Source organism: Mesorhizobium ciceri biovar biserrulae WSM1271 (genome assembly GCF_000185905.1).
In the GTDB taxonomy this organism is placed as follows: domain Bacteria; phylum Pseudomonadota; class Alphaproteobacteria; order Rhizobiales; family Rhizobiaceae; genus Mesorhizobium; species Mesorhizobium ciceri.
Window position 1 is genome coordinate 4,938,389 of sequence record NC_014923.1, and the last position, 22,058, is coordinate 4,960,446.

At 62.4% G+C, this 22,058-nt stretch carries 23 protein-coding genes; 2 read left to right on the top strand and 21 right to left on the bottom strand.

The window, feature by feature from the left end; genetic code table 11:
- Nucleotides 1-7: 7 nt before the first annotated feature.
- From MESCI_RS24095 to rpoZ, 19 genes are all read right to left on the bottom strand, one after another.
- Nucleotides 8-268 carry a DUF3303 domain-containing protein gene (locus tag MESCI_RS24095; protein ID WP_244514281.1) on the bottom strand — a complete coding sequence of 87 codons (261 nt, stop codon included), beginning with the start codon at nucleotides 266-268 and terminating at the stop codon, nucleotides 8-10.
- Nucleotides 269-298: 30 nt separating this feature from the next.
- Nucleotides 299-1,762 (bottom strand): RimK family alpha-L-glutamate ligase, encoded by a 1,464-nt coding sequence (locus MESCI_RS24100; protein ID WP_013532574.1) that lies wholly within the window; start codon nucleotides 1,760-1,762, stop codon nucleotides 299-301.
- Complete coding sequence (locus MESCI_RS24105) at nucleotides 1,759-2,865, bottom strand: peptidase C39 family protein (protein ID WP_013532575.1); 1,107 nt, start codon at nucleotides 2,863-2,865, stop codon at nucleotides 1,759-1,761. Before MESCI_RS24105 ends, MESCI_RS24100 begins: the two co-directional genes overlap by 4 nt.
- A 310-nt stretch (nucleotides 2,866-3,175) precedes the next feature.
- Nucleotides 3,176-3,964: an anti-sigma factor family protein gene (locus MESCI_RS24110; protein WP_013532576.1), complete on the bottom strand. Its 789-nt coding sequence runs from the start codon at nucleotides 3,962-3,964 to the stop codon at nucleotides 3,176-3,178.
- Entirely contained in the window at nucleotides 3,961-4,479 is a 519-nt protein-coding gene (locus tag MESCI_RS24115) for an RNA polymerase sigma factor (protein ID WP_013532577.1), read from the bottom strand. The genes MESCI_RS24110 and MESCI_RS24115 overlap by 4 nt, the downstream gene beginning before the upstream one ends.
- Before the next feature lie 174 nt (nucleotides 4,480-4,653).
- The gene (locus MESCI_RS24120) at nucleotides 4,654-7,404 is read right to left on the bottom strand and encodes a DUF2339 domain-containing protein (RefSeq protein ID WP_013532578.1); all 2,751 of its coding nucleotides are present in this window, start codon (nucleotides 7,402-7,404) and stop codon (nucleotides 4,654-4,656) included.
- 83 nt (nucleotides 7,405-7,487) lie between these two features.
- Complete coding sequence (locus MESCI_RS24125) at nucleotides 7,488-8,006, bottom strand: PaaI family thioesterase (protein ID WP_013532579.1); 519 nt, start codon at nucleotides 8,004-8,006, stop codon at nucleotides 7,488-7,490.
- The gene (gene recO, locus MESCI_RS24130; RefSeq protein WP_013532580.1) at nucleotides 8,003-8,779 is read right to left on the bottom strand and encodes a DNA repair protein RecO; all 777 of its coding nucleotides are present in this window, start codon (nucleotides 8,777-8,779) and stop codon (nucleotides 8,003-8,005) included. The genes MESCI_RS24125 and recO overlap by 4 nt, the downstream gene beginning before the upstream one ends.
- Before the next feature lie 132 nt (nucleotides 8,780-8,911).
- Nucleotides 8,912-10,057, bottom strand: coding sequence for a porin (locus MESCI_RS24135; RefSeq protein WP_013532581.1), 1,146 nt, complete (start codon nucleotides 10,055-10,057; stop codon nucleotides 8,912-8,914).
- A 694-nt stretch (nucleotides 10,058-10,751) separates the two neighbouring features.
- Entirely contained in the window at nucleotides 10,752-11,669 is a 918-nt protein-coding gene (locus MESCI_RS24140; RefSeq protein WP_013532582.1) for an aminoglycoside phosphotransferase family protein, read from the bottom strand.
- 5 nt (nucleotides 11,670-11,674) lie between these two features.
- A complete protein-coding gene (era, locus tag MESCI_RS24145) occupies nucleotides 11,675-12,601 on the bottom strand; it encodes a GTPase Era (RefSeq protein ID WP_013532583.1) in 927 nt (308 codons plus the stop codon).
- A complete protein-coding gene (gene rnc, locus MESCI_RS24150) occupies nucleotides 12,598-13,353 on the bottom strand; it encodes a ribonuclease III (protein ID WP_013532584.1) in 756 nt (251 codons plus the stop codon). The genes era and rnc overlap by 4 nt, the downstream gene beginning before the upstream one ends.
- The gene (lepB, locus tag MESCI_RS24155) at nucleotides 13,353-14,102 is read right to left on the bottom strand and encodes a signal peptidase I (protein WP_013532585.1); all 750 of its coding nucleotides are present in this window, start codon (nucleotides 14,100-14,102) and stop codon (nucleotides 13,353-13,355) included. The genes rnc and lepB overlap by 1 nt, the downstream gene beginning before the upstream one ends.
- Nucleotides 14,103-14,180: 78 nt before the next feature.
- Nucleotides 14,181-14,594, bottom strand: a complete 414-nt coding sequence (gene acpS / locus MESCI_RS24160; RefSeq protein ID WP_013532586.1) for a holo-ACP synthase — start codon at nucleotides 14,592-14,594, stop codon at nucleotides 14,181-14,183.
- Nucleotides 14,591-15,190 carry a DUF2062 domain-containing protein gene (locus tag MESCI_RS24165; RefSeq protein WP_013532587.1) on the bottom strand — a complete coding sequence of 200 codons (600 nt, stop codon included), beginning with the start codon at nucleotides 15,188-15,190 and terminating at the stop codon, nucleotides 14,591-14,593. The genes acpS and MESCI_RS24165 overlap by 4 nt, the downstream gene beginning before the upstream one ends.
- 254 nt (nucleotides 15,191-15,444) lie before the next feature.
- Nucleotides 15,445-15,825, bottom strand: coding sequence for a VOC family protein (locus MESCI_RS24170; RefSeq protein ID WP_024503070.1), 381 nt, complete (start codon nucleotides 15,823-15,825; stop codon nucleotides 15,445-15,447).
- 35 nt (nucleotides 15,826-15,860) lie between these two features.
- Complete coding sequence (pyrE, locus tag MESCI_RS24175; protein ID WP_013532589.1) at nucleotides 15,861-16,439, bottom strand: orotate phosphoribosyltransferase; 579 nt, start codon at nucleotides 16,437-16,439, stop codon at nucleotides 15,861-15,863.
- A gap of 50 nt (nucleotides 16,440-16,489) precedes the next feature.
- Nucleotides 16,490-18,718 (bottom strand): RelA/SpoT family protein, encoded by a 2,229-nt coding sequence (locus MESCI_RS24180; RefSeq protein WP_013532590.1) that lies wholly within the window; start codon nucleotides 18,716-18,718, stop codon nucleotides 16,490-16,492.
- A gap of 128 nt (nucleotides 18,719-18,846) precedes the next feature.
- Nucleotides 18,847-19,248 carry a DNA-directed RNA polymerase subunit omega gene (rpoZ, locus tag MESCI_RS24185; protein WP_013532591.1) on the bottom strand — a complete coding sequence of 134 codons (402 nt, stop codon included), beginning with the start codon at nucleotides 19,246-19,248 and terminating at the stop codon, nucleotides 18,847-18,849.
- A 323-nt stretch (nucleotides 19,249-19,571) separates the two neighbouring features.
- On the opposite strand from rpoZ, the gene MESCI_RS24190 reads away from it, so the two are divergent.
- Together MESCI_RS24190 and MESCI_RS24195 are read left to right on the top strand one after the other, a co-directional pair.
- A complete protein-coding gene (locus MESCI_RS24190; RefSeq protein WP_010915096.1) occupies nucleotides 19,572-20,153 on the top strand; it encodes a LabA-like NYN domain-containing protein in 582 nt (193 codons plus the stop codon).
- Nucleotides 20,154-20,164: 11 nt separating this feature from the next.
- Complete coding sequence (locus MESCI_RS24195; RefSeq protein WP_013532592.1) at nucleotides 20,165-20,821, top strand: uracil-DNA glycosylase; 657 nt, start codon at nucleotides 20,165-20,167, stop codon at nucleotides 20,819-20,821.
- A gap of 17 nt (nucleotides 20,822-20,838) precedes the next feature.
- Here the strand turns inward: MESCI_RS24195 and MESCI_RS24200 are convergent, their stop codons facing one another.
- Both MESCI_RS24200 and smpB read right to left on the bottom strand, forming a co-directional pair.
- On the bottom strand, nucleotides 20,839-21,549 hold the full coding sequence (locus tag MESCI_RS24200) for a glycoside hydrolase family 25 protein (protein WP_013532593.1): 711 nt from the start codon (nucleotides 21,547-21,549) through the stop codon (nucleotides 20,839-20,841).
- Between the two features lie 15 nt (nucleotides 21,550-21,564).
- On the bottom strand, nucleotides 21,565-22,044 hold the full coding sequence (smpB, locus tag MESCI_RS24205; protein WP_013532594.1) for an SsrA-binding protein SmpB: 480 nt from the start codon (nucleotides 22,042-22,044) through the stop codon (nucleotides 21,565-21,567).
- Nucleotides 22,045-22,058: the final 14 nt, after the last annotated feature.

Genomic DNA, 22,058 nt, shown 5'->3' on the forward strand with positions numbered 1-22,058 from the left:
GCAATCGTCAGAGGTGCCCGCTCAATGCCTCAGCCATGTCCTTGTTTGTCGCCACGGGGATGATCTCGAATTCCACCAGATCCGCCCATTCGATGACCCAACGCTGCAGCAGCGTGACGTCATCGGCCTCCACCAGCAGGAAGCAGCGGCTCATGTCCGCCGCGATCCAGCTGTGGTGCACGAGCAGCTCGTCCGGTTTCAGGCGGCCGCGGTCGCGAAAGCGGCGATAGATCTCCTTGCGATCACAGCCGGTGAAATCCTCGATCACGATAAACTGCATGTTCTACCCCCGATCAAATTACCGCCCCGGCCGGTCCAACCGCTCCAGGAACCACTGCGTCAGCCGCACCCAGACCTCGTCCTTCTCACCGGAATCCTCCCAGCCATGATCGAGGTTGGGATTGTCATTCACCTCGATGACGAAGACGCCGTCCTTGGTCTCCTTGAGGTCGACGCCATAGAGCCCGTCGCCGATGCAGCGCGCCGCCTTCACTGCCGTCTCGACGACATGCGCCGGCGTTTCCTTCAGCGTGAAGGTCTTGATGCCGCCCTGGTCGGGCTTGCCGTTGGCCTTGTGGTTGACGATCTGCCAGTGCTTCTTGGCCATCAGATAGTGCACGGCAAACAGCGGCTGGCCGCCGAGCACGCCGACACGCCAATCATATTCGGTCGGAATGAATTTCTGCGCGATCAGAAGGTCGGAATCCTCCAGCCATTCGGTGGCGAGCGTCTTCAGTTCCTCGAAATTGGCGCATTTCTTGACGCCGCGCGAGAACGACGAATCCGGGATCTTCAGCACCAGCGGAAAGCCCAGCGTCTGCGCCGCCAGTTCGAGATCCGAGGTGCCGGCGATCATCACCGTCGGCGGCACCGGCACCTTGTTGTAGGCCATCAGCTCGTTGAGATAGACCTTGTTGGTGCAGCGGATCATCGACAGTGGATCGTCGATCACCGGCATGCCTTCCTGCTGGGCGCGGCGGGCGAAACGATAGGTGTGGTTGGAGATCGAGGTGGTCTCGCGGATGAACAGCGCGTCGTAATTGGCGAGCTTGGCCAGGTCCCGCTTGGTGATCGGCTCGATTTCGACGCCCATCTTCTCGGCGATCTTGGCCCAATAGCGCAGCGACGAGATCTCCGAGGGCGGCAATTCCTCATGCGGGTCGACCAGCGTGGCGAAGGTATAGCGCGCCGGCGTGCGGCCCTTGGTGTCGCGCCACTCCCGGTTGGTGTAGGTTTCCAGGCACTGTATGAAGCTTTTTTCCTCGTCCTCGGTCATCCGCGCCAGCGGATGGAAGCCGATCTTGCGGATCGAGGCCCATTCGGCGCTGTCCTTGATGTGGACTTCGAGCGCCGGTGCGCGGAACCAATCGAACAACAGCTTGGCGAAACGGTCCCAGATTTTTGACGGCCCGATGCCGAAGAAGATGCAGACCTTTTGCGGAAAGGCGCCACCAAGATCCTTGCGGCATTTGTTGAGCGCCAGTTCCAGTTCCGGCAGCGCGTGCTCATAGAGCTTGCGTTCCGACAGGTCGATCATCGTCTCGACGGTCGGGATCACCTTGTGGCCGCGCGAGCTTGCCAGCAGCGAGGCATAGTAGCCGCGGCTCTGGTAGGCGTAATTGTTCGACAGGTTGATGACCTTCGGCCGCTGGCCGCGAAACAATGACGGATGCGCGAGATAGTCGCGATTGGTGATGATCTTGTGCGGTGTCGCCACCTGGTCGAGATCGCTCTGCCTGCCGGTAAGGATGACCCAGGTCATTGTCTGTCACGCTTTCCCAGAGTGATGGCGGCCCGCAGTCCATCGCGACCGAACTGCGCCATGTTCATGAAGATGCCGTAAGGCACGGGAATGTTGGCTGCATCAAGGATGGTCTCCTGCCTTTCATCCTCGACCCAAGGGTCGTGGATCAGGATATGGTCGCCGTCATCGCCGATCGCCAGCACCCAGTGCGGCACCTTCTTGCCGAACATCAGGAAGCCGCTGATCAGCACCAGCACCAGCTTTCCCCCAGCGATCGCAGCGCGGATATCGTCGATTGTGAATGCACGGTAATTCACCGGGATGCCGTAAAGTTCCGCGCGTCGGCGAAAGTCGACCTGGGCCAGTTCCATTACCCTGCGCTTGTCCTCGCTGCGCACCGATTGCAGGAACAGCGCGCCATAGAAGGAGACGTAGATCTCCACCGCGAGCCCGCTCTCATAGCCCGAGACAGCGAGGCCGAACGGCTCGCAACCCCCGGGACCCGACATCATGAAGACGGTCGTCGCTTCACGCCACAGGCGGATTTCCATGACCGGATCCGGCACGAAGCCGCGATCGAAATTGGCCATCGCCATCATCAGGCAGCACGGACCGCAGGTGAATTCACAGGTCTGCGGGTAGAACGGCACCTTGGTGGCGATCGGAATGTCGCCACGCAAGGTTTTTTCGTAGCGAAGTGCCGTTTCGCCATCCTCATAGTAGCCGGGCTCACGCCCGATCTTGCGATAACCGGCCCGTTCGTAGATGCGGATCGCGCGGCTGTTGTCTTCGCGAACTTCGAGACGCAGCATCATGCGGTCGTGCTCGAAGGCGGCATCTTCGGCGGATCCGAGCAGGATGCGGCCGACACCCAGCCCGCCGAAAAACGGACTGGTCGCAATCGAGTAGAGGCGCGCCACGCCGCTGCCTTTGCGAAACAGCACGATCGCATAACCGGCCACGCGGCCGTCGACTTCGGCGACCAGCGTCTCGGCGGTTTCACGCTCGATGAACAGTCGGAAGGAGCGGCGGGAAATACGGTCGCTTGAGAAAACAGCTTTCTCGATGGCGGCGAGATCATCGACGTCAGACGCGCGGGCCGTGCGGATCTCGGCAGGCATGCGGCTTCAGAAAACCTCGATTGGTGGTGGAAATGGCCCTACTCGAACACGTCCTTGACGCCAACCAGGGCGTTGGGAAAACCGGCGTCCACCTGGGCGCACGAAGTCCGCTCCACCACCTTGAATCTTCGCCTCGTTTTTCCAAAAACCGTTTCCGATTTTCGGGGCGATGCGACGGCATTCATCAAGCGCTATCGCACCTCGATTAGGGCCGAATTGTGACAAATCCGACGCCGATCCGACGGGCGCAAAAGGTCCTTCGGCCAGATCGGCATTCGCGGATCGACGGCACCGGCAAAAGCGGTGCCGTTCAGCTTGCCAGCCCGTTTACAAGTTGCGTGTAGGCGTTCCTGGCGACCTCGTTCAGCCGCTCGCGCGGCAAGGAGCCGACGACGGCGCAGCCATAGCCCTTGTCCAGCCAGTAGACGGCCTCGGGTCCGTCTTGCGTGGCGGCGTAGGTGCCCTTGGCATTCTCCGTCGATGCCGTGGTGACGAACAGCGATATACGCTGCCCATTGCCGTCCTCGTAAAGCAGCATGGCGGCCTTGCTCTCGCCTGCCGGAAGCAACCGGCCGCCGACCAACTGGAAACCGTTCGCGGTCAAGTCGGGTGCCACCAGCTTCAACCCTACCCGGTTGGACAGCCAGGTCTGCAGATGGTCCTTGTCGCTGGCCGGAACCTCGACGGCATGCCGCTTTTCGGCGGCATAGATGACATGGGCCGCGATTGCCTGCTCGGCCAGCCGATCTTCCGCCGGGTCCTCCTGGCCGATGCCGTCGACGCCGGCAAGGTAGCCACCAAGCCCGCCGGCGGCGACCAGCAACACGGCAGCGGCAAGCCACCAGCGCGAGCGTGGCACAGCTGCCTTGACCGGCGCCTCGCCAAGCACGACCTTGCGCAACCGCGCAGGCACGGCTTCGTCCAGCACCCCGGCGAAGGCGGCACGCAGCGCCGCCCGGTCGGCGGTGAAACGGGCGCTCCTGGCTTTCATCTCGGGATTGGCGTCGAGCCAGGCGTCGTAAGCGGCGCGCTCGTCTGCAGGCAGCTCGCCATCGAGCGCCATGTGGATGTCCCGTTCGGAAAAGTCGCGGCGGATCATTTCTCGACGATCCTTATCGCGCGGCGACGCGCCGTATCGTCCAGCAAACCACGCAATTCCTCACGCCCGCGCGCAATGCGCGACATCAGCGTGCCAGCGGGGACGCCCAGAATGTTGGCGGCTTCGGCATAGGAAAAACCTTCGATGGCAACCATGACAAGAGCTGCGCGTCGATCGGGGCTGATCGCCTGCAACGCGTCGATGATCTCGCGCGAGGCGATACTCTCCACCTGCTCTGCCGGCTGGGCAACGGCCTCGCCCGCCTCCAGCGGCAACATCGCCGCCTCGCCGCGGCGGTTCACCTTGCGCATCTGGTCGATGAACAAATGATGCATGATCGTAAACAGCCACCTCCGGGGGCTTTCTCCTGTCTGCCAGTTGTCGAGCCGCACAAGCGCCCGCTCGAGGCAATCCTGGACAAGGTCGTCGGCAGCGTCGCGGTCGCGCAAAAGCGAGCGTGCGTAACGGCGCAGGCGCGGTATTTCGCCAAGGATTGCTGCCTTCTTTTCGTCCATGACCGCTGGTTTCGAGGTCGCCCTTGTTGATCTGGATTGAACGCGCCTTCCGGGCGCGGCGCAAGCGGCCAGCGCGAAGCGGTCTCCCGCCCCGGTCACCCAAGCAATGAGATAACGCTGGCGAGTGCCGATTTATTCCCGGTCGGGGTGAAATCTTATTGTTCTTGCTTGCCTTTATCCGTTTTCCCTCGCCGCCCGTGTCAAAAGCCGCTGATAGAACAGGCCGATACCGATCAGAACCGCGCCGAGGCCGATGAAGGATAGCGCCCGGAGTACGCCTTCCAACTCCGACATGTCGAATATGAAGACCTTCAGCACGGCGATCGCGATCAGCGCGGCCGAAGCGATGCGCAGCACCTGCGATTTCAGCCAGACGCCAGCTGAGAGCAGCGCAACGCCAATCACCAGCCAGAGCGCCGAATAGGTGTAGGTTTCCAACTGGCCGAGGCCGCTCCACAGGCCGATGAATTCGCCCTTGAACAGGCGCCTCACCGACAGCGTGGCATAGGCGAAGGCAAGCGCGGCAGACACCACGGCCAGCATCTGCGCATACCATTTTGGCCGCTTGTCCCTGGCGTAGAGCGCCAGTCCCCCGGCGGCGACCGCCGGCAGGAGATAGGCGAGGAACAACAGGTTGAACACCGGGATACGGCCGGTCGATTCGTCGGTAAGCAAAGGATTCAGCACCACGAAATGCCTGACAACGATGAAAGCGACCGAGGCCACACCGGCGGCCATCGAACCATAGCGCAGCACCGAGCTTGGCGAGCGCATGTCGATGGCGACCAGGATGGCGCCGGCGCCGATGGCGATCAGGGTGTAGATCGACTGTTCGGCGAGCGTCATGGCACCCGTGTCGATGACGCCGCCATGCATGGCGTGGCGCACCAGCATGGCGAGCGTGAGCAGCGCAAACAGCGCCGCCGCCGCTTCCATGGCAAGGCGCGGTCGGCCGTTGGTGGTGCGCGCTAGCTGCCACGCGGCGAAGCCGAAGGCCAGTGCGGGCACGCCGTAGCCCGGCAGCAGCCAGTTGAACACCGGCGTCGTCGACAGGAAGCCGGCGCCGACAATGGTCGGGTCGAAGGCGACACGGCCAAGCACCGCGATCACCGCGCCGACCGAAATCCAGCCGAGCACCGGATAGGAGCGCCAGCGCGTGGCCAGCGCCGGCACGATGGCCGCCGCACCGAGCAGGATGGTGGTCCAGCCGGAATCGAAAGCCATATGCATGAGCAGGAGCCCGGCGATGGCCGCGCCGCCCAGGGCAAACGAGACCGCGACACCGCCCTTGAGCGGCGGCTCCTCGGCCCGCGCGATCCACTCGCCGCCGGCGGCGAAAATGACGACCAACAGTGCCGCTGCGGCGGCGTAGACAGGGTCACGGTCGAGATTGCCGAAAGTGAACCAGAGCGCCAGCAGGACGACCAGCGGGACGATGACGCCCCACGCCGCCCATGAGGCCGCACGTATCTGTGTCCCAGCGGCGAACCGGCGCGCGGCCCAGAAGCCGGCGCCGATGAAGACCAGGCCGAGTGCGATGCCGATGCGCAAGGTCAGCGCGTTGGACGTGGCCACCGGCAGTCCGTCGACGCCCAGGGCGCCGCCCGAAAAATCGGAAGCGATCGAGGTTGGCGGGATAATGCCGAGATAGATCAGCACCGTGACCAGTCCCGCGGCATAGAGGAGCGGCAGCGCCAGCGGACGATAAAGCGTGACCGCCACCATCGCGGCGATCACCACCGCGCCCGGCAAGGCATAGCCGGCGGCAGCAAAGGCCGGGTCTACCGACAGGCCCAGTGCCGAGAATGCGACGAACAGGCCAGGCACGATGGACGGCCAGTCGAAAGCCCTGTCTGGCGTGGTTTCGTCGCCACGGCGAGCGAGCCAGACAAGGGCGAGCACGGCCAGCGTGACGGCGTCGATGAGCAGGATCGCAGAGAGGTTCGCCCCCGGCGCATCGGTCATATAGAGAATGGTCCAGACACCGGTGCCGAAAAAGGCAGCCGCCATCAGCAACTTCCAGTCGCGCATGCGGGCGATGACGCCGGTGGCGGCAAGCACGATGGCGAGATAGCCGAACAGCGCCCAGGGATTGGGTGCCTGCGAGGCGACGAGCACCGGCGTCACCATGGCGCCGACAAGGCCGACGCCGGCCAGCGCCTGGCCGTGGACGAGCGCAGCGGCAATGGTTGCCACACCGATGGCCCCAAGCAGCGTGAAGGCGAGCGCCGGCCCGATGAAACCGTAAATGCCATGCGCGGCGTAGACGGTGCCGAACAGGATGAAGGCACCGGCCGCTGTCAAGATCGCCGGAATATAGGCGCCCGCGGCGCCTTGTACGGGCATCTTGAAGCCGGTGCGGCGGACGAACTCGCCGCCCACGACCAGCACAAGGCCGAGCGCGCCGGCCATGGTCAGCCGTACGCCGGGGCCGAAAATGCCGGCTTCGATGGTGTAGCGGATCAGGAACAGACCGCCCAGCGCCAGGGCGATGCCGCCGACCCAGACCGCCCAGCGGGTGCCGAGCGCGGTTTCGACATCGGATTGGCGGGCGGCTTTCGTCGCTCCGGGAAGCTCCGCGGGTTCCACCGCCTTCGGCGCCGGTTCTGGAGCGGTCCACGGCCCGGACACGATCTCGCCGGTCGAGTCTTCCGTTTCCGTGGCTGGCGCCGGTGCGGCGACCGGCTCGCTTGTCGCTGGAGAGGGAATGTCGGCCGCTGCCGCAACGGCTGGAATCACATCGGCGGGCACGTTGTCGGCCACCGTCTGTTCGGACGGCTTGGCCGCAGGCGGCACGGCTCCCGAGAGCACAAGGCTGCGCAGCGCGCCAAGCTCGCGCTCGACAAGGCCGATGCGGCTCTGCTGGCGCGAAATGATGACGAACAAGGCGATGATGGCGACAAGGCCGATCAGGCTCTCAAACATGGCGGTTCCCCCAAACCAGGCCAGTTTTCACTGACGTTTCGTCTCACTGACATGCAAATGCGGCGGCCAAACGGCCAGAAAACTCAGCGCGCCGCCAGATTGGCGGCCGGAAAGATCGAGCATGTTTCGGTGCCGAAAGCCAGCAGCTTGCCGCCGCCATCCTTCAGCGTCGCTTCCGACACCGCCAACGTGCGGCCCTTGTGAACAACCCTGCCCTCGCAGACCACTTCGCCGGTCTTCGGCGTGATGGGACGCGTCAAATTCACCTTGAACTCCGCCGTCGTATAGGCCTCGCCCTTTTCGAGCAGCGTCTGCACGGCACAGGCCAGTGCCGAATCGAGCAGCGTCGCCGCCCAGCCGCCATGCACGCTGCCCAGCGGGTTGAGATGGCGCTCGCTCGGCATGCCACGAAAGACAGCGCGCCCTTCCGAGACTTCGGTGAGAGTGAAATTCAGCTGGAAGGAAATCGGCGGCGCCGGATACTTGCCGTCGACGATGCGCTGCAGCAATTCCAAACCGGTGTATTTCAGGATGTCGGCGTGCGGAATGGTGCCGAGGCCGAGCGGTGAGACCCGGCCAGGATAAAGTTCGACTTCGCTCATGTGAGGATTTCTCTGGCTGCGTCCTCGCCAGCTATGGCCTTGCCGCGTGCGTGATGTTTGCGCAAGGCGGCGAGGAAGCCGGTACGAGCGTCCGGCGGCTCGATGCCGCGCGGCTCATAGACGTGGCGGTTGAAGAAGAAGCCGGTGAGCCGGAAGGCGTCGTCGACATCAGCCGCATCCGCGCGCAGGCCGGAGCCGCGCTGCAGGAAGGCCGGCAGAGCCAGCATCCTGTCGCGCCATGGCAAACCGGCTTCGCGCGATACCGCGCGTCCCGACTTCGGCGAAACATAGGCCAGGTCCTGTCGCGTGCCGGTGGCGGCGCATTGGCTGAGATCGAGGCCGAAGCCGAGTTCGTCCAGCACCAGAAGCTCGAAGCGCGCCACCAGTTCTCCGGCAACGTCGGCGTCGTCGAGATGGACGATCATCACGGCAAGCGTTTCGTAGAGACCTTCATGCGCGTCGCGCTCGGGCAGCAGGCGCAGATGCGCGGCCATGGTCTGCAAGCCGTAGACGGCGACGGCGCTGTCCATCAACCGGGCAGCATTCATCTCGATCGCTTCGGCCTGGAACGTGCCGAGATGTTCATCAAGGCGCGCACGCCACAACAGGTCGACGCGATTGCCGGGCTGGAGGACGGGCTGCTGTTTGCGCGAACGGCCGCCGCGAACAAGGCCGAGATGACGGCCATGCGCTCGCGTCAGCACCTCGAGAATGGCGCTGGTTTCGCCATGCTTGCGGGTGCCGAGAATGATTCCCTCGTCGCGCCATTCCATTTCAGGAGCTTTTCACCGATCGGGTGGCGAAATCAAGGTATGGGCTTGGCTCCTGGGTAACTCTCACACCAATGCATAAAAAACCGCCCGCAGCGATGTGCTGCGGGCGGGCTGGTGAGGTCAGTCGATCTGCTAGAAATTGCGCTGGAAGCGGACGATGCCGCCGACGCTGCTCTTCTTGTCGGCCTTGGTCCAGTTGTTGAAGTCGAAGTCGTCGAATTTTCCTGCATTGAGGTAATCGACTTCAGTCGTGACCGTAAAGCCGGGCACAATGGTATAGGCAACGTTGGCAGCGACGCCGAGGTTCTTCCAGTCGTCATAGGAAATCTGGGCGTTGAACGAGGTCTTCTCGTTGAACTTGTAGGTGCCGCCACCCCAGACTGCCCAGTTACCGCCCCACGGCTTGTATTGGGTACGGCCTGTGCCGAAGTCGTTGATGTTGTCGTTGGTGCCGTAGCCGCCCATGACGAACAGCGTCAGTTCCTTGCTGACGTTGACGTCCAAACGGACCTTGCCGGCCACTTCCTCATAGTTGCTGTCATAGGCCACGACGCCAGTGATCGCACCCCAGTCGCCCTTGTACTTCAAGCCGCCGACGACATGCGGAACATAGCTGTCGATGGTGTTGACGGCGGTGCCTTCCTCAAGCGAGACCACGCCCGTGAAGCCGCTGCCAGCGTCGAAGTAATAGCTGATGAGATTGGTATCCTTGACACCATACGGGATGAGCGTGTCCTGGATGACATTGCCGGCATAACCGATGAACTGGTCGTATACCGTTTCATCCTTACCGACGCGCAGGCCACCGAGCTGGATCCAGGCGAAATTGAGGGTGGTGGTCTTGTTGCCGGCCTGCCAGCCGTTGTTGGCCGGGGTCTGGTCGGTATAGTCGCCGGAGGAGTTGCCGAACTGGAAGCGAGTTTCGGTGAAGGTTTTCAGCGTGCCGAGCTCGGTTTCCTGGCCGGTATAAGTCCTCAGCGTGAAACGCATGTTCTTATACCAGGTGTCGTTCGTTCCGCCGTCCATGTGATCGGGAACGTTGTTGGCGCCATCGAGCGAGCCGGAATCGCCGACGCCCATGTCGTAGCGGAGGTAGCCGCCGATGCGCAGGCAGGTCTCGGTGCCCGGAATATAGAAGTAGCCGGCGCCGTAGACGTCGCAAATCTTGACGTATTCGGCCGGTTCCGGTTCGGCGACGACGACAGCGTCGGCGGCGCGTGCGCCGCTGACCGCGATCAGGGCCGCGGCTGAGCCGAGAAGGAGGCTCTTGATGTTCATTTTCTGACCTCTCCAGTCATAGTTTTAAATGGCTTCGGATTTGTGGCTGGCGGCAATGTTTTCCCGCCTCACCCCCACAACGAAAAAGGCTCACACCGCTCGCCCTTTTCAGCGGCGAACATACCCATCGATCATCTGCCTTCAATGACGATTTCCGAAATAATGCCAATTCCGCGAACAGATTAATGCTGTGTTGCACAAATAACACTTGCCGCGATGGCGAATGGCACAAGTGGCACAACGTCACACATTGAATATATATACGGATACTTTCGCGACTAAATATAACTACGACGTTTTATATTTCTAAAAGACCGCACAATGTGGAATATCTACCTGGTTTTCGCCGACATCGACCTGAATCTTGCCGACCCCTCTATCGCCAGGTGACGCCCATTCGCCAATCCCACTCTGATGCCGAGGCGAAAAGCGGGATGACGCTTCCAAGCCTGTCTGCTTCTTCCAAGACGATCGAAACCCTGGAGCGCTGTGGTGTCCCCGATTGTGACAGCAGCCAAACGTTCAAAACGATTCCTCCGTGACGCCTCTCAGTCGACCTTGGCGACACGGGCGACGTGGTCGTCCGCCTCGATCAGGCGGATCGGCACTCCCGGGAAGCATGGCGTCGGTCGGAATGTCCCTGGTCGCGCCATGCGACGGCGGATGTTTGGCGACGGGACTGGGTTTTGGTTGGCTAGAGTGGCTTATCGTTCGGCGCTTCACGCTCGCGCGCGCGGTCGGCAAGGACTTCATCGATTACGTGACAGGATTTCTCAACCTCAACAGGGTTGGCGTCGATCTGTCCAGCGACCGTGATCAGCGCCTTCCAAAGCGTCCAGCCACGACCGCGCGCCCACATCGCCTCGTCGGCCGGAAGCCCGGCACGAAACGCCTCCCGGTTTTTGCCTTCAAACAGCGTCCACGCAATCGCCAGATCGCAGGCGGGATCGCCGACGCCGGAGGTTCCGAAGTCGATCACCGCGCTCAATCGGCCTTGCCTGACCAACAGGTTTCCCCAGCTGACGTCACCGTGGAACCAGACCGGCGCACCGTGCCATTGTGCGGCAAGTGCTGCCTCCCACACCGCACTGGCTGCGGCCGTGTCGATCTTGCCGTCGAGGGCGGCAATCGCTTGCCGGGCCTCGCCATCGTAGACGCTGAGTGCTCCGCCGCGAAAGAAATTGTGCTGTCCCGGCGCCGGTCCACCGGTGGCATCGATACGCTGAAGGGCGACCAGGAACGCGGCCAGGTCGGTCGCAAATTGCGGCAGGGTGGCAATCCGCTCGCGCTCTGCCGTCTCGCCTTCGATCCAGCGGTAGACGGACCAGTGCCAGGGATAGCTTTCGGCCGGAACTCCCATCGCCAGCGGCACCGGGATCGGCAGCGGCAGCAGAGGTGCGAGCCTCGGCAGCCAGCGATGCTCCTTTTCCACCTGCAGGGAATAGGCCGCGGCGCTTGGCAGTCGCACGGTCATCTCGCCGCCCAGATGAAAGGTCCTGTTGTCCCATCCGCCTGATGCAACCGGCCTGACCGGAAGATCCTTCCACTTGGGAAATTGCGTGGCGATCAATCGGCTGACAAGCGTTATGTCGATGTTCGGCTTGCTGACCATCGAGCCTAGCGCGGAAACTCGAGCCCCATTTCGCGGTAGCGCTCGGGGTCGTCGCCCCAGTTCTCGCGCACCTTGACGAACAGGAACAGGTGCACCTTCTGTTCGAGGATGCCTGCTATCTCCATGCGCGCCGCCTGGCCGATGGCGCGGATGGTCTCGCCCTTGTGGCCGAGAACGATCTTCTTCTGGCTGTCGCGCTCGACATAGATGGTCTGGTCGATGCGCACCGAGCCGTCCGGCTTCTCTTCCCATTTCTCGGTCTCGATATGCGAGGAATAGGGCAATTCCTGATGCAGCCTGAGATAAAGCTTCTCGCGCGTGATCTCGGCCGCGAGCTGGCGCATCGGCAGGTCCGAGATCTGGTCTTCCGGATAGTACCGGGGACCGACCGGCAGAGACTCGGCCAGATAATCGAGCACGTCCTTGCAGCCGGAACCGGTCAGCGCCGACACCATGAAGGTGCGCTTGAACGGCACCCTTTCGTTCGCTGCCGCCGACAGAGCCAGCAGCGCTTCGTGCTTGACGCGGTCGACCTTGTTGAGGATCAGCACCATCGGCTGGCGCACATCCTTCAGCCGTTCGAGGATGGCGTCGGCGTCGCCCCTGATGCCGCGCTCGGCGTCGATCAGAAGCAGTACGATATCGGCGTCCTTGGCCCCACCCCAGGCGGTGGTCACCATCGCCGTGTCGAGCCTCCGCTTCGGCTTGAAGATGCCGGGCGTATCGACGAAAACGATTTGCGCATTGTCATGCGTGGCGATGCCGCGCACGATGGCGCGGGTCGTCTGCACCTTGTGGGTGACAATCGACACCTTGGCGCCGACCAATTGGTTGACCAAGGTCGACTTGCCCGCATTGGGCGCGCCGATCAGCGCGACAAAGCCGGAATGCGTGGCGGCGGCTGTGGTCGCCGGCTCTTCGGTAGCGGTCATGCCGCGCTCCCTTCACTGGAGGGCCGCGAGCCCCCCGATTTTTGGGCCGATGCGGCGGCCCAAACGCCTTCGCGCACAAGAAATGCCGAAGCCGCCGCTTCTTCGGCCGCCCTGCGCGAGCCGCCGGTGCCGCTTATCGGCGCAAAGCCGCGGACCTGCAAGGATACAGTGAAGACCGGCTGATGGTCGGGTCCCTCGCGCTTGTCGATCACATACTCGGGTCTGATATCGCTGGTCTTGGCAATCCATTCCTGCAGATCGGATTTCGGATTGAGCGGCTTTGCGATCACCGTATGCGAGCGCGGTTCCCAATAGCGCAGGACGAACCGCCGCGCGGCCTCGATGCCACCGTCGACGTAAACCGCCGCAATCAGCGCTTCGACCGCATCCGCCAGATAGTTTCCGCCCGAGCCGCGCGACCGCATCTTCAAGGCAGAATCGGCGCGGACCAGATCCTCCAGCTGCATTTCGATGCCGATTTCGGAGCAGGTCCGCGCATCGACCAGCGCATTGAAGCGCGGCGCGATTTCACCTTCCGGCGCATCGGGAAATTTTTCGAAAAGCATATCGGCGACGACAAGCCCGAGCACGCGGTCGCCAAGAAATTCAAGACGCTGGTTGTTGGTGGCCGCCTTGACCGCACTGGAATGCGTCAAGGCGGTCTCAAGCAAACGGATATCCTTGAAGACGTAACCGGTCTTGGCCTTCACCAAACCGGCCAGTGTTTCGCCTGTCGGGCGCTTCAAAGCCATCAATTGACGAAGTGGAACAGGCGCGAAGCGCGCATCAGCGACGGCCATTTCCAGATTTCGAGAGGGCTCGCCTTGCCGGCGATCGAGAAGAAGACAAGATTGGCGCGGCCAACCAGATTTTCCGCGGGAACGTAGCCGACGGTGAAACGGCTGTCGGCGGAATTGTCCCGGTTGTCGCCCATCATGAAATAGTGGCCGGGCGGCACGTCGAATTCGCGGGTGTTGTCGCCGATCGAGTTCGAATTCAGGTCAAGCGTGTCGTAGCTGACGCCGTTGGGCAGGGTTTCGCGATAGACATCGATCGGGCGCGATTCCTCGGTGATGTCGGGATTGTCGATTTGGCCTGTTTTCACGCGCGGCACGCCGACACCGTTGATGAAAAGCTGGCCGTCCTTGACCTGGATCTTGTCACCCGGCAGGCCGACAACGCGCTTGATGTAGTCGACGGACGGATCAGGCGGGAATTTGAAAACCGCCACGTCGCCGCGCTTCGGCTCGGAGCCCCAGATGCGGCCCGAAAAAATATCGGGTCCGAAAGGCAGCGAATAGCGCGAATAGCCATAGGACCATTTGGTGACGAACAGATAGTCGCCTTCCAAAAGCGTCGGCCGCATCGATCCCGACGGGATCGAAAAAGGCTGGAACAGCAGCGTGCGGATGACCAGGGCGAGCAAAAGCGCTTGGACGATGACGCTGACGGTCTCGCCAAGCCCGCCGGATTTCTTCTCGGATTTTTCAGCCACGCTCATGTCGTCCTCGATTGTGCGTTGGATGGTATAGAGTCTCGGCGCGCGCTGGGCAACGTCAATGCCGGTCGTCAGAGGCAATCAATGTGGCGCTTCTTCGACGGGCAGCGCCTCGATGATCACAAAGGCTTGAGCGAGCGGGAAATCATCCGTGATGGTGAGGTGGATTGCCGCCCGATAGCCCTTTGGCAGGATTTTGGCCAGCCTGGCCTGCGCTCCTCCCGTCAACGCCATGGTCGGCGCGCCACTGGGCAGGTTGACGACACCCATGTCGCGCCAGAACACGCCCTGCGCCAGTCCGGTGCCCAGCGCCTTGGCGCAGGCCTCCTTGGCGGCGAAACGCTTGGCATAGGAGGCCGCGCGGGCGCGTCGATTGTCCGAACGCGCCTGTTCGATGTCGGTGTAGATTCTCTGGACGAAGCGCTGGCCGTGACGCTCCAGCGATTTCTCGATGCGTCTGATGTCGATCAGGTCGCTGCCGATGCCGATGATCATCGCGCAGTGGAACCGATGCTTGCGCCGGGATGGGACGATTGCGCATGCCGGCTTGCGCGCTCGGCCAGGCGTTTGCGCCGCTGTTCGCGGAAAGCGTTCATGCCCCAGCGCGTGATGGCGTAGAACAGCAGCCCGAAGATCAAGCCGAGCGGAACCGCACCGATCAGCATCGGTTCAAGGACCGGTTTCCACAATTGCGCGAAGGAGAGGTTGTGCAACATCTCGCCCAGATGCGCCGGCGGCCCATGTGTCGGCAACCGGTCATGCAGGATGAGCTTGCCCGTTTCCCACGACGCGCCCCATAGCAACGGGAAGGTCAGCGGGTTGCCGAAAAAAACCGCGCCAAGCGCCGCCGCCACCAGATTGCCGGCTATCACCCAGCACAGGATGGCAGCGATGATGAAATGGAAACCGACGGGGAAGAATGAAGCGAAGACACCGGCCGCAACGCCGGCCGCCACCGCATGCGGTGTGGCCTTCAGCCGCAGGATGCGCTTGGAAAAATACTGAAGCGAGCGCGAAAACGAGCGGCGCGGCCAAAGATAGGTACGCACCCGCTCATAAAGGCCATCAGGCTTGCGGCGTCGAAATAGCACTCTGTTCCCGTTCCACAGCGCCCGCAACGGCACCTTCAGCCGGGCGTGGCAGCCACATCTTGCGCTTGACGATCACCCTATGGCAATCGCCAGCTTATATAACAACGCGCTGGCGCAAGAACAACCAAACACCTTTTGTGCGCCGCGCTTGTCGCCGCCCTTCGGGGCGGCAGGTCTTGCTTCGAACATTGGACAATCGCGGCAAATTTAAGGAACGGCAGTCGCATCGCCGAAAGGCACAGCGCCGCCAGCGGCTACGGCAGGTATTCGCTGACCTCGACCAGATTGCCGTCCGGGTCGCGGAAATAGACCGACATCATTGGACCTCGGGCCCCGACACGTTCAACCGGGCCGAGTTCCACCACCACACCATTGGCCGCGAGCCGCGCACGGACCTCATCCAGTGGCCGCTCGGTGATCAGGCAGAAATCACCTGATCCTGATGTCGGCGACTTCGCCTTTGGCTCGAAAGTCCGGCCGACCTCATGCACATTGATCTTATGGCTACCGAAAGCCAGCGCCGTCGGTCGATCCGCCGCGTCGATGCGCTCAAAACCCAGCACGCGCTGGTAAAACTCACAGGTCACTTCCAGCGAAGCGACCGTCAGCACGAAATGATCGATGCCGGCGATCATTTCCAATTCGTCTTCACGCATGTCGGCATGCCCCGTCAGATGTTGCGGCTGCCGGGCTTGATCGCCGGGATGGCGGCAAGCTCCGGCGGCAGCCGGTCGGCCGGATAGGCCGGGACCTCATACTCGGCAAGCGCGATGAGCGGCACGCCGACATCAGTCTTGCCGGCCGAACGGTCGATGATGCAGGCCGCGGCAACCACCTCGGCGCCAAGCTCGCGCAGGCACTCGATGGTCTCTCGGATCGACAGGCCGGTGGTGACGATGTCCTCGACGATGACGACACGCGACCCCCTGGCGATCTCGAAGCGGCGCAAGCGGAACTCGCCCCCCTCCCGCTCGACCCAGATCGCCGGCACGCCGAGATGACGTGAGGTCTCATAGGCCGGGATCAGCCCGCCGATCGCCGGGCCGACGACATAGTCGATCTTGCCGGGCACGCCTGCGCGGATCTTCTCCGCCAGCGCCTTGCACAGAAGCTCGGTCTTGTCGGCATGCATGAACACGCGCGCCTTCTGCAGGAAGACCGGACTGCGCAGGCCCGAGGTCAAAATGAAATGCCCTTCCAGAACAGCACCCGCCTCGCGGAAAATGCCCAGCACTTCATCGGTGTTCATGTCTGCCTCTTTTTGATTGACCATGATGTTGTCCGAAACCGGAGCATGGTCTAGCCATTGACGCGTCTTGCGTCGCTGACGCTCGAATTGTCCTTGAGCTGCGATAGCAGCCGGTTGAGGTGCTTGAGATCCCAGACTTCGAGATCGATCAGCATTTCGGTGAAGTCGGGCGCAGTGCGCACCATCGACAGCGTATGGATGTTGGCGTCGTTCGAGGCAACCACCTGCGCTATATCGGCGAGTGACCCCGGCGCGTTGATGGCGGTGACCGATACGCGCGCCGGAAAGCGTTCCTTGGTGCGCTCATCGATGTCCCAGCGCACGTCGATCCAGCGCTCGGGCTGGTCATCGAACGCCTGCAGCGCTGGCGACTGGATCGGATAGATAGTGATGCCGGTGCCCGGCTGGACGATGCCGACGATGCGATCGCCAGGGACTGCCCCTTCCGGCGCGAAGCGCACCGGCAGATCGCCGCGCACGCCGCGGATCGGCACGGCTCCATCGCGCGGCTGGTCCTTGTCCTTGCGCGCGGCACGACCCGGAATCTGGAACAGCATGCCGGCGGCATTGCGGATCTTCGACCAGCCCTCCTCTCGCGGCTTGGGGACGGCCGTGGTGACGCGCTCATCCTTGTAGTCGGGGAATACCGCCTTCATGACATCAGTGGAGGCGAGCTCGCCACGCCCGACAGAGGCCAGCACATCCTCGATGTCCTTGCGCGCCAACCTGTGCAGCACCTGCTTCAGGCTCTCCTTGGTGAAGGTCTTGCCGGCACGCTCGAAGGCGCGTTCCAGGATGCGGATGCCAAGACCCGAATATTGCTTGCGGATGGCGTTCTTGGTGGCACGGCGGATGGCCGAGCGCGCCTTGCCGGTGACGACGACCGATTCCCACGCCGCCGGCGGCACCTGCGCCTTGGAGCGGATGATCTCGACCTCGTCGCCGTTCTTCAGTTCCGTCATCAGCGGCATGATGCGGCCGTTGACCTTGGCACCGACGCAGGTGTCGCCGACATCGGTGTGCACCGCATAGGCGAAGTCGATCGGTGTCGCGCCGCGCGGCAGCGCAATCAACATGCCTTTCGGGGTGAAGCAGAACACCTGGTCCTGGAACAGTTCCAGCTTGGTATTTTCGAGGAAATCCTCAGGGTTGTCGCCTTCGGCAAGCTGCTCGATGGTGCGGCGCAGCCAGGCGTAGGCGTTGGTTTCCTTTGAAATCGCGTGGGCGGCGCCATTCGTCTTGCCGCCGGTATCCTTGTAGATCGAATGGGCGGCGACGCCGTATTCGGCGATCTTGTTCATCTCTCGGGTACGGATCTGCAGCTCGACACGCTGGCGCGACGGGCCGACAATGGTGGTGTGGATCGAGCGGTAGTCGTTCTGTTTCGGCGTCGAGATGTAGTCCTTGAAGCGACCCGGCACCATCGACCACGCGGTGTGGATGGCGCCAAGCGCCCGGTAGCAGTCCTCGACCGTGTCGACGACGACGCGAAAGCCGAAGATGTCAGAGAGCTGCTCGAAGGACAGCGCCTTGGCCTCCATCTTGCGGAACACCGACCACGGCTTCTTCTGCCGGCTCTTTACGCTGGCGTTGATCGCATGCTTCTCGAACAACGTGGACAGTGCCTTTTCGATGTCCGTCAGCACGCCCTTGTTGCGTTCGAAGATTTCGGCAAGCCGTGCGGTGACGGCGCGATAGGCTTCAGGATTAATGAAGCGGAAGGCGATCTCCTCCAGCTCTTCACGCATGCCTTGCATGCCCATGCGCCCGGCCAGCGGTGCGTAGATATCCATCGTCTCCTCGGCGATGCGCAGGCGCTTGGCCTCCGGCATGTGGTCGAGGGTGCGCATATTGTGCAAACGATCGGCGAGCTTGACCAGCAGCACGCGGACATCTTCCGAAATCGCCAGCAGAAGCTTTCTCAGGTTTTCCGCCTGCTCGGCCTTCTTCGAGACCAGATCGAGCTTCTTCAACTTGGTCAGGCCCTCGACCAGCTTGCCCATTTCGGGGCCGAACAGATCGTCGATCTCGGCCCGCGTGGCGGTCGTGTCCTCGATGGTGTCGTGCAGCAGGGCGACCGCGATCGTCGCCTCGTCCATATGCATTTCGGTGAGGATGGCGGCGACTTCGAGCGGATGCGAGAAATACGGATCGCCGGAAGCGCGCTTCTGGTGGCCATGCTTCTGCATGGCATAGACATAGGCCTTGTTGAGCAACGCCTCGTTGACGTCAGGCTTGTAGCGCTGGACGCGCTCGACAAGCTCATACTGACGCATCATGGGCGGAATCTCGCGGTGCTGAAATGATTGATGCGCCGCACTAGCGTACGGCGCATCCCATAGATAGCCACGAAACTGACTGGACGGAAGTGCCGGAAACGTATTCCAGGCAGGTCCAGAACGCTGGCTTAGTAGTCGTCGCTCTTTTCCGGCGGCACCAGGCCCTCGATGCCGGCCAGGAGGTCTTCCTCGGTCATCCGGTCGAAGGTGATGTTCTCCTCGGCGTCGTCGGCGTCGGTGGCGGCAACGGCGGTGCCGGTCTGATCGGCAATCGCCTCGCCATCGGCCTCGGGCTCGTCGACCTCGACATGCTTCTGCAGCGAATGGATCAGATCTTCCTTGAGGTCGTCGGGCGACAGCGTCTCATCGGCGATCTCGCGCAGCGCCACAACCGGATTCTTGTCGTTGTCACGCGGCACTGTGATCGGCGCGCCCTGGCTGATCTGCCGGGCACGATGGCCGGCAAGGAGCACCAGCTCGAAGCGGTTGTCGACCTTGTCGATGCAATCTTCAACGGTTACGCGGGCCATGGATTGCCCCTTTCATGCGATGGATTTGATGGAAAACAGGCTCGGTCCATAACCCGAACGCCGCCAAAATACAAGCATCATGGCAATGGCTGGGTTGCATGGCGCCCAAACCTTGGTTCAAACACCCGATTTGGCAAAACCAGTCTGTGCTATGTGTTCGGTGTCCCGATCACAATTGCTTGCAGTGCCGCACGCGCCCTTGGATTGCCGCGAAACTGGCGCTATCTCGGATGGCATAGAGGTCAGCCGGTTTATTATGAGCCTGACCGAACGCTATCGCATTTGGTTTAGACGGGTGTTTATTTCGAGAAGGAATATTTTCCATGTTCGACCCTCGTGAAAAAATCGCCCTATTCATCGACGGCGCCAATCTCTACGCGACGTCGCGCGCGCTCGGCTTCGACATCGACTACCGCAAGCTTCTGTCGAGCTTCCAGAAGCGCGGCTATCTGCTGCGCGCCTATTATTACACGGCGCTGGTCGAGGATCAGGAATACTCCTCGATCCGTCCGCTGATCGACTGGCTCGACTATAATGGCTTCAAGGTGGTCACCAAGCCGGCCAAGGAATTCACCGACTCGACCGGCCGCCGCAAGATCAAGGGCAATATGGACATCGAGCTCACCGTCGATGCGCTGGAACTCGCCGATGTCGTCGACCACTACGTCATCTTTTCCGGCGACGGCGATTTCCGCACATTGGTCGAGGCATTGCAGCGGCGTGGCCGCAAGGTATCGATCGTCTCGACCATGGCCTCGCAGCCGCCGATGATCTCCGACGATCTGCGCCGCCAGGCCGACCATTTCATCGACCTGACGACGCTGAAGAACGAGGTTGGCCGTGACCCGTCCGAGCGCCCGGTGCGCAGGCCCGAGCCGGCCGAAGTCGACGAGGACGATTATTGAGGCCGGTCGCCTTGACCGTGCTTTCCGCCTCCGAACCCGGCCGCGATTGCCCGCTCTGCCCAAGGCTGCATGACTTCATCGCCGAGTGGCGGCAGCGCGAGCCGTCCTGGTTCAATGCGCCGGTGCCGACTTTTTTACCACCCGAGGGTGACGCGGCGGTTCAGTTGCTGATCGTCGGGCTGGCGCCTGGCCTGCGCGGTGCCAATCGAACGGGCCGCCCGTTCACCGGCGACTATGCCGGCGACATGCTCTACTCGACGATGATTTCGCACGGTTTTGCGCGCGGAGAGTTCAAGGCGCGGCCAGATGACGGATTGGAGCTGGTCGGCACCGCGATCACCAACGCGGTGCGCTGCGTGCCGCCGGAGAACAAGCCGGTGGGCGCTGAGATTGCCACCTGCCGGACATTCCTGGTGCCGACGATCGCCAGGTTCCCGAACCTGCGCGCCGTGCTGGCACTGGGATCGATCGCGCACCAGTCGACGGTGCGGGCATTGGGCGGGCGTGTCGCCGCCTATCCGTTCAAGCATGGCGGGCAGCTGCCGGCCGGCAGCATCACGCTGTTTTCGAGCTATCATTGCTCGCGCTACAACACCAACACCGGTGTGCTGACCGAAGCGATGTTCGTTAGCGTTTTCAGCCAGATAGCGGCGTTCCTGCAGAAATAGAGTCGGGCGCCAGCGGATCAGCTTGATGGCGCAAACAGTGCAGCCAGCACCGCCGGCCCACCCTTCAGCACATTCATATCGACATCGCCATTGATGCCGTCGACGCGACCCCTGTTGTGGTACTGCCAGTAGACCCAGTCGTCGCGGTCCGGCTCCAGGAGCAACGAGCGGAGCCAGAGCGGACGGGCAGCAATGCGCCCTGCATAGGTCTGCGCTGCCTCATCGGTCAGATAGACGATCGCAGGCTTGCCGAACGTCGCCTCGACTGGAGCGAGGAACGCGGCCAGTTCGGCGTTCAATTGTTCGGGCGTCGGCCGCTGCGGGCAGTTGCCGCCGAATTCGATGTCGACGACCGGCGGCAGCAGCGGCTGGTCGTGCGGCACAACCGAGATGAAATTCTTCGCCTGGTCGGCGCCAGGTCGGCAAAAGGTGAAAAAGTGATAGGCGCCGACGGCGAGACCGGCGGCGCGGGCCTCTTCCAGATTCTTCGCGAAGGCATCGTCGACATGATCGCCGCCTTCGGTCGCCTTGATGACTGCGAAGGCGACATCGTCGGCGGCGACACGCGGCCAGTCGATCCGGCCCTGATGATGGGAAACGTCGATGCCCCTGAGCGGATATTTGTCGCGGTCCGGCGAGAATGCCTTGAAATAGATGTAGCCGCCTGCTGCGACGAAACATACCAAGACCAGACTGGCCAGACCAAAGAGAACAATTCGGTTCTTCAAGCGAATGGCCCCAGCCTACCCACGCTCTTTTAACAGCCGGCCCTTCTCGCGCGACCAATCGCGCTGCTTCTCGCTCTCGCGCTTGTCGTGCAGTTTCTTGCCGCGGCCGACAGCGAGCAGCAGCTTGGCGCGGCCCTGGTCGTTGAAATAGATTTTCAGCGGCACAAGCGTCATGCCTTCGCGGTCGACGCTTTGCGACAGTTTCGCCATTTCGCGCTTGTTGAGCAGCAGCTTGCGGCGCCGCCTGGGCTCGTGGTTGAAGCGGTTGGCCTGCAGATATTCCGGCAGATAGGAATTGATCAGCCAGATCTCGCCGCCTTCGACCGAGGCGTAGCTGTCCTGGATGTTGGCCTGGCCCTGGCGCAGCGACTTGACCTCGGTGCCGGTCAGCACCAGACCGGCCTCGACCGTGTCGAGCACCTCATAGGAAAACCGCGCCTTGCGGTTTTCCGAAACGGTCTTGTTGTTGGGATCGGCTTTTCTGACTTGATTCATGATGCGGAGAGGTG

Coding starts and splice junctions, on each gene's coding strand:
- MESCI_RS24100 (WP_013532574.1), bottom strand. CDS start 1,762: ATGACCTGGGTCATCCTTACCGGCAGGCAGAGCGATCTCGACCAGGTG.
- MESCI_RS24105 (WP_013532575.1), bottom strand. CDS start 2,865: ATGCCTGCCGAGATCCGCACGGCCCGCGCGTCTGACGTCGATGATCTC.
- MESCI_RS24110 (WP_013532576.1), bottom strand. CDS start 3,964: ATGATCCGCCGCGACTTTTCCGAACGGGACATCCACATGGCGCTCGAT.
- MESCI_RS24115 (WP_013532577.1), bottom strand. CDS start 4,479: ATGGACGAAAAGAAGGCAGCAATCCTTGGCGAAATACCGCGCCTGCGC.
- MESCI_RS24120 (WP_013532578.1), bottom strand. CDS start 7,404: ATGTTTGAGAGCCTGATCGGCCTTGTCGCCATCATCGCCTTGTTCGTC.
- MESCI_RS24125 (WP_013532579.1), bottom strand. CDS start 8,006: ATGAGCGAAGTCGAACTTTATCCTGGCCGGGTCTCACCGCTCGGCCTC.
- recO (WP_013532580.1), bottom strand. CDS start 8,779: ATGGAATGGCGCGACGAGGGAATCATTCTCGGCACCCGCAAGCATGGC.
- MESCI_RS24135 (WP_013532581.1), bottom strand. CDS start 10,057: ATGAACATCAAGAGCCTCCTTCTCGGCTCAGCCGCGGCCCTGATCGCG.
- MESCI_RS24140 (WP_013532582.1), bottom strand. CDS start 11,669: ATGGTCAGCAAGCCGAACATCGACATAACGCTTGTCAGCCGATTGATC.
- era (WP_013532583.1), bottom strand. CDS start 12,601: ATGACCGCTACCGAAGAGCCGGCGACCACAGCCGCCGCCACGCATTCC.
- rnc (WP_013532584.1), bottom strand. CDS start 13,353: ATGGCTTTGAAGCGCCCGACAGGCGAAACACTGGCCGGTTTGGTGAAG.
- lepB (WP_013532585.1), bottom strand. CDS start 14,102: ATGAGCGTGGCTGAAAAATCCGAGAAGAAATCCGGCGGGCTTGGCGAG.
- acpS (WP_013532586.1), bottom strand. CDS start 14,594: ATGATCATCGGCATCGGCAGCGACCTGATCGACATCAGACGCATCGAG.
- MESCI_RS24170 (WP_024503070.1), bottom strand. CDS start 15,825: ATGATCGCCGGCATCGATCATTTCGTGCTGACGGTCGCTTCGCTGGAA.
- pyrE (WP_013532589.1), bottom strand. CDS start 16,439: ATGAACACCGATGAAGTGCTGGGCATTTTCCGCGAGGCGGGTGCTGTT.
- MESCI_RS24180 (WP_013532590.1), bottom strand. CDS start 18,718: ATGATGCGTCAGTATGAGCTTGTCGAGCGCGTCCAGCGCTACAAGCCT.
- rpoZ (WP_013532591.1), bottom strand. CDS start 19,248: ATGGCCCGCGTAACCGTTGAAGATTGCATCGACAAGGTCGACAACCGC.
- MESCI_RS24190 (WP_010915096.1), top strand. CDS start 19,572: ATGTTCGACCCTCGTGAAAAAATCGCCCTATTCATCGACGGCGCCAAT.
- smpB (WP_013532594.1), bottom strand. CDS start 22,044: ATGAATCAAGTCAGAAAAGCCGATCCCAACAACAAGACCGTTTCGGAA.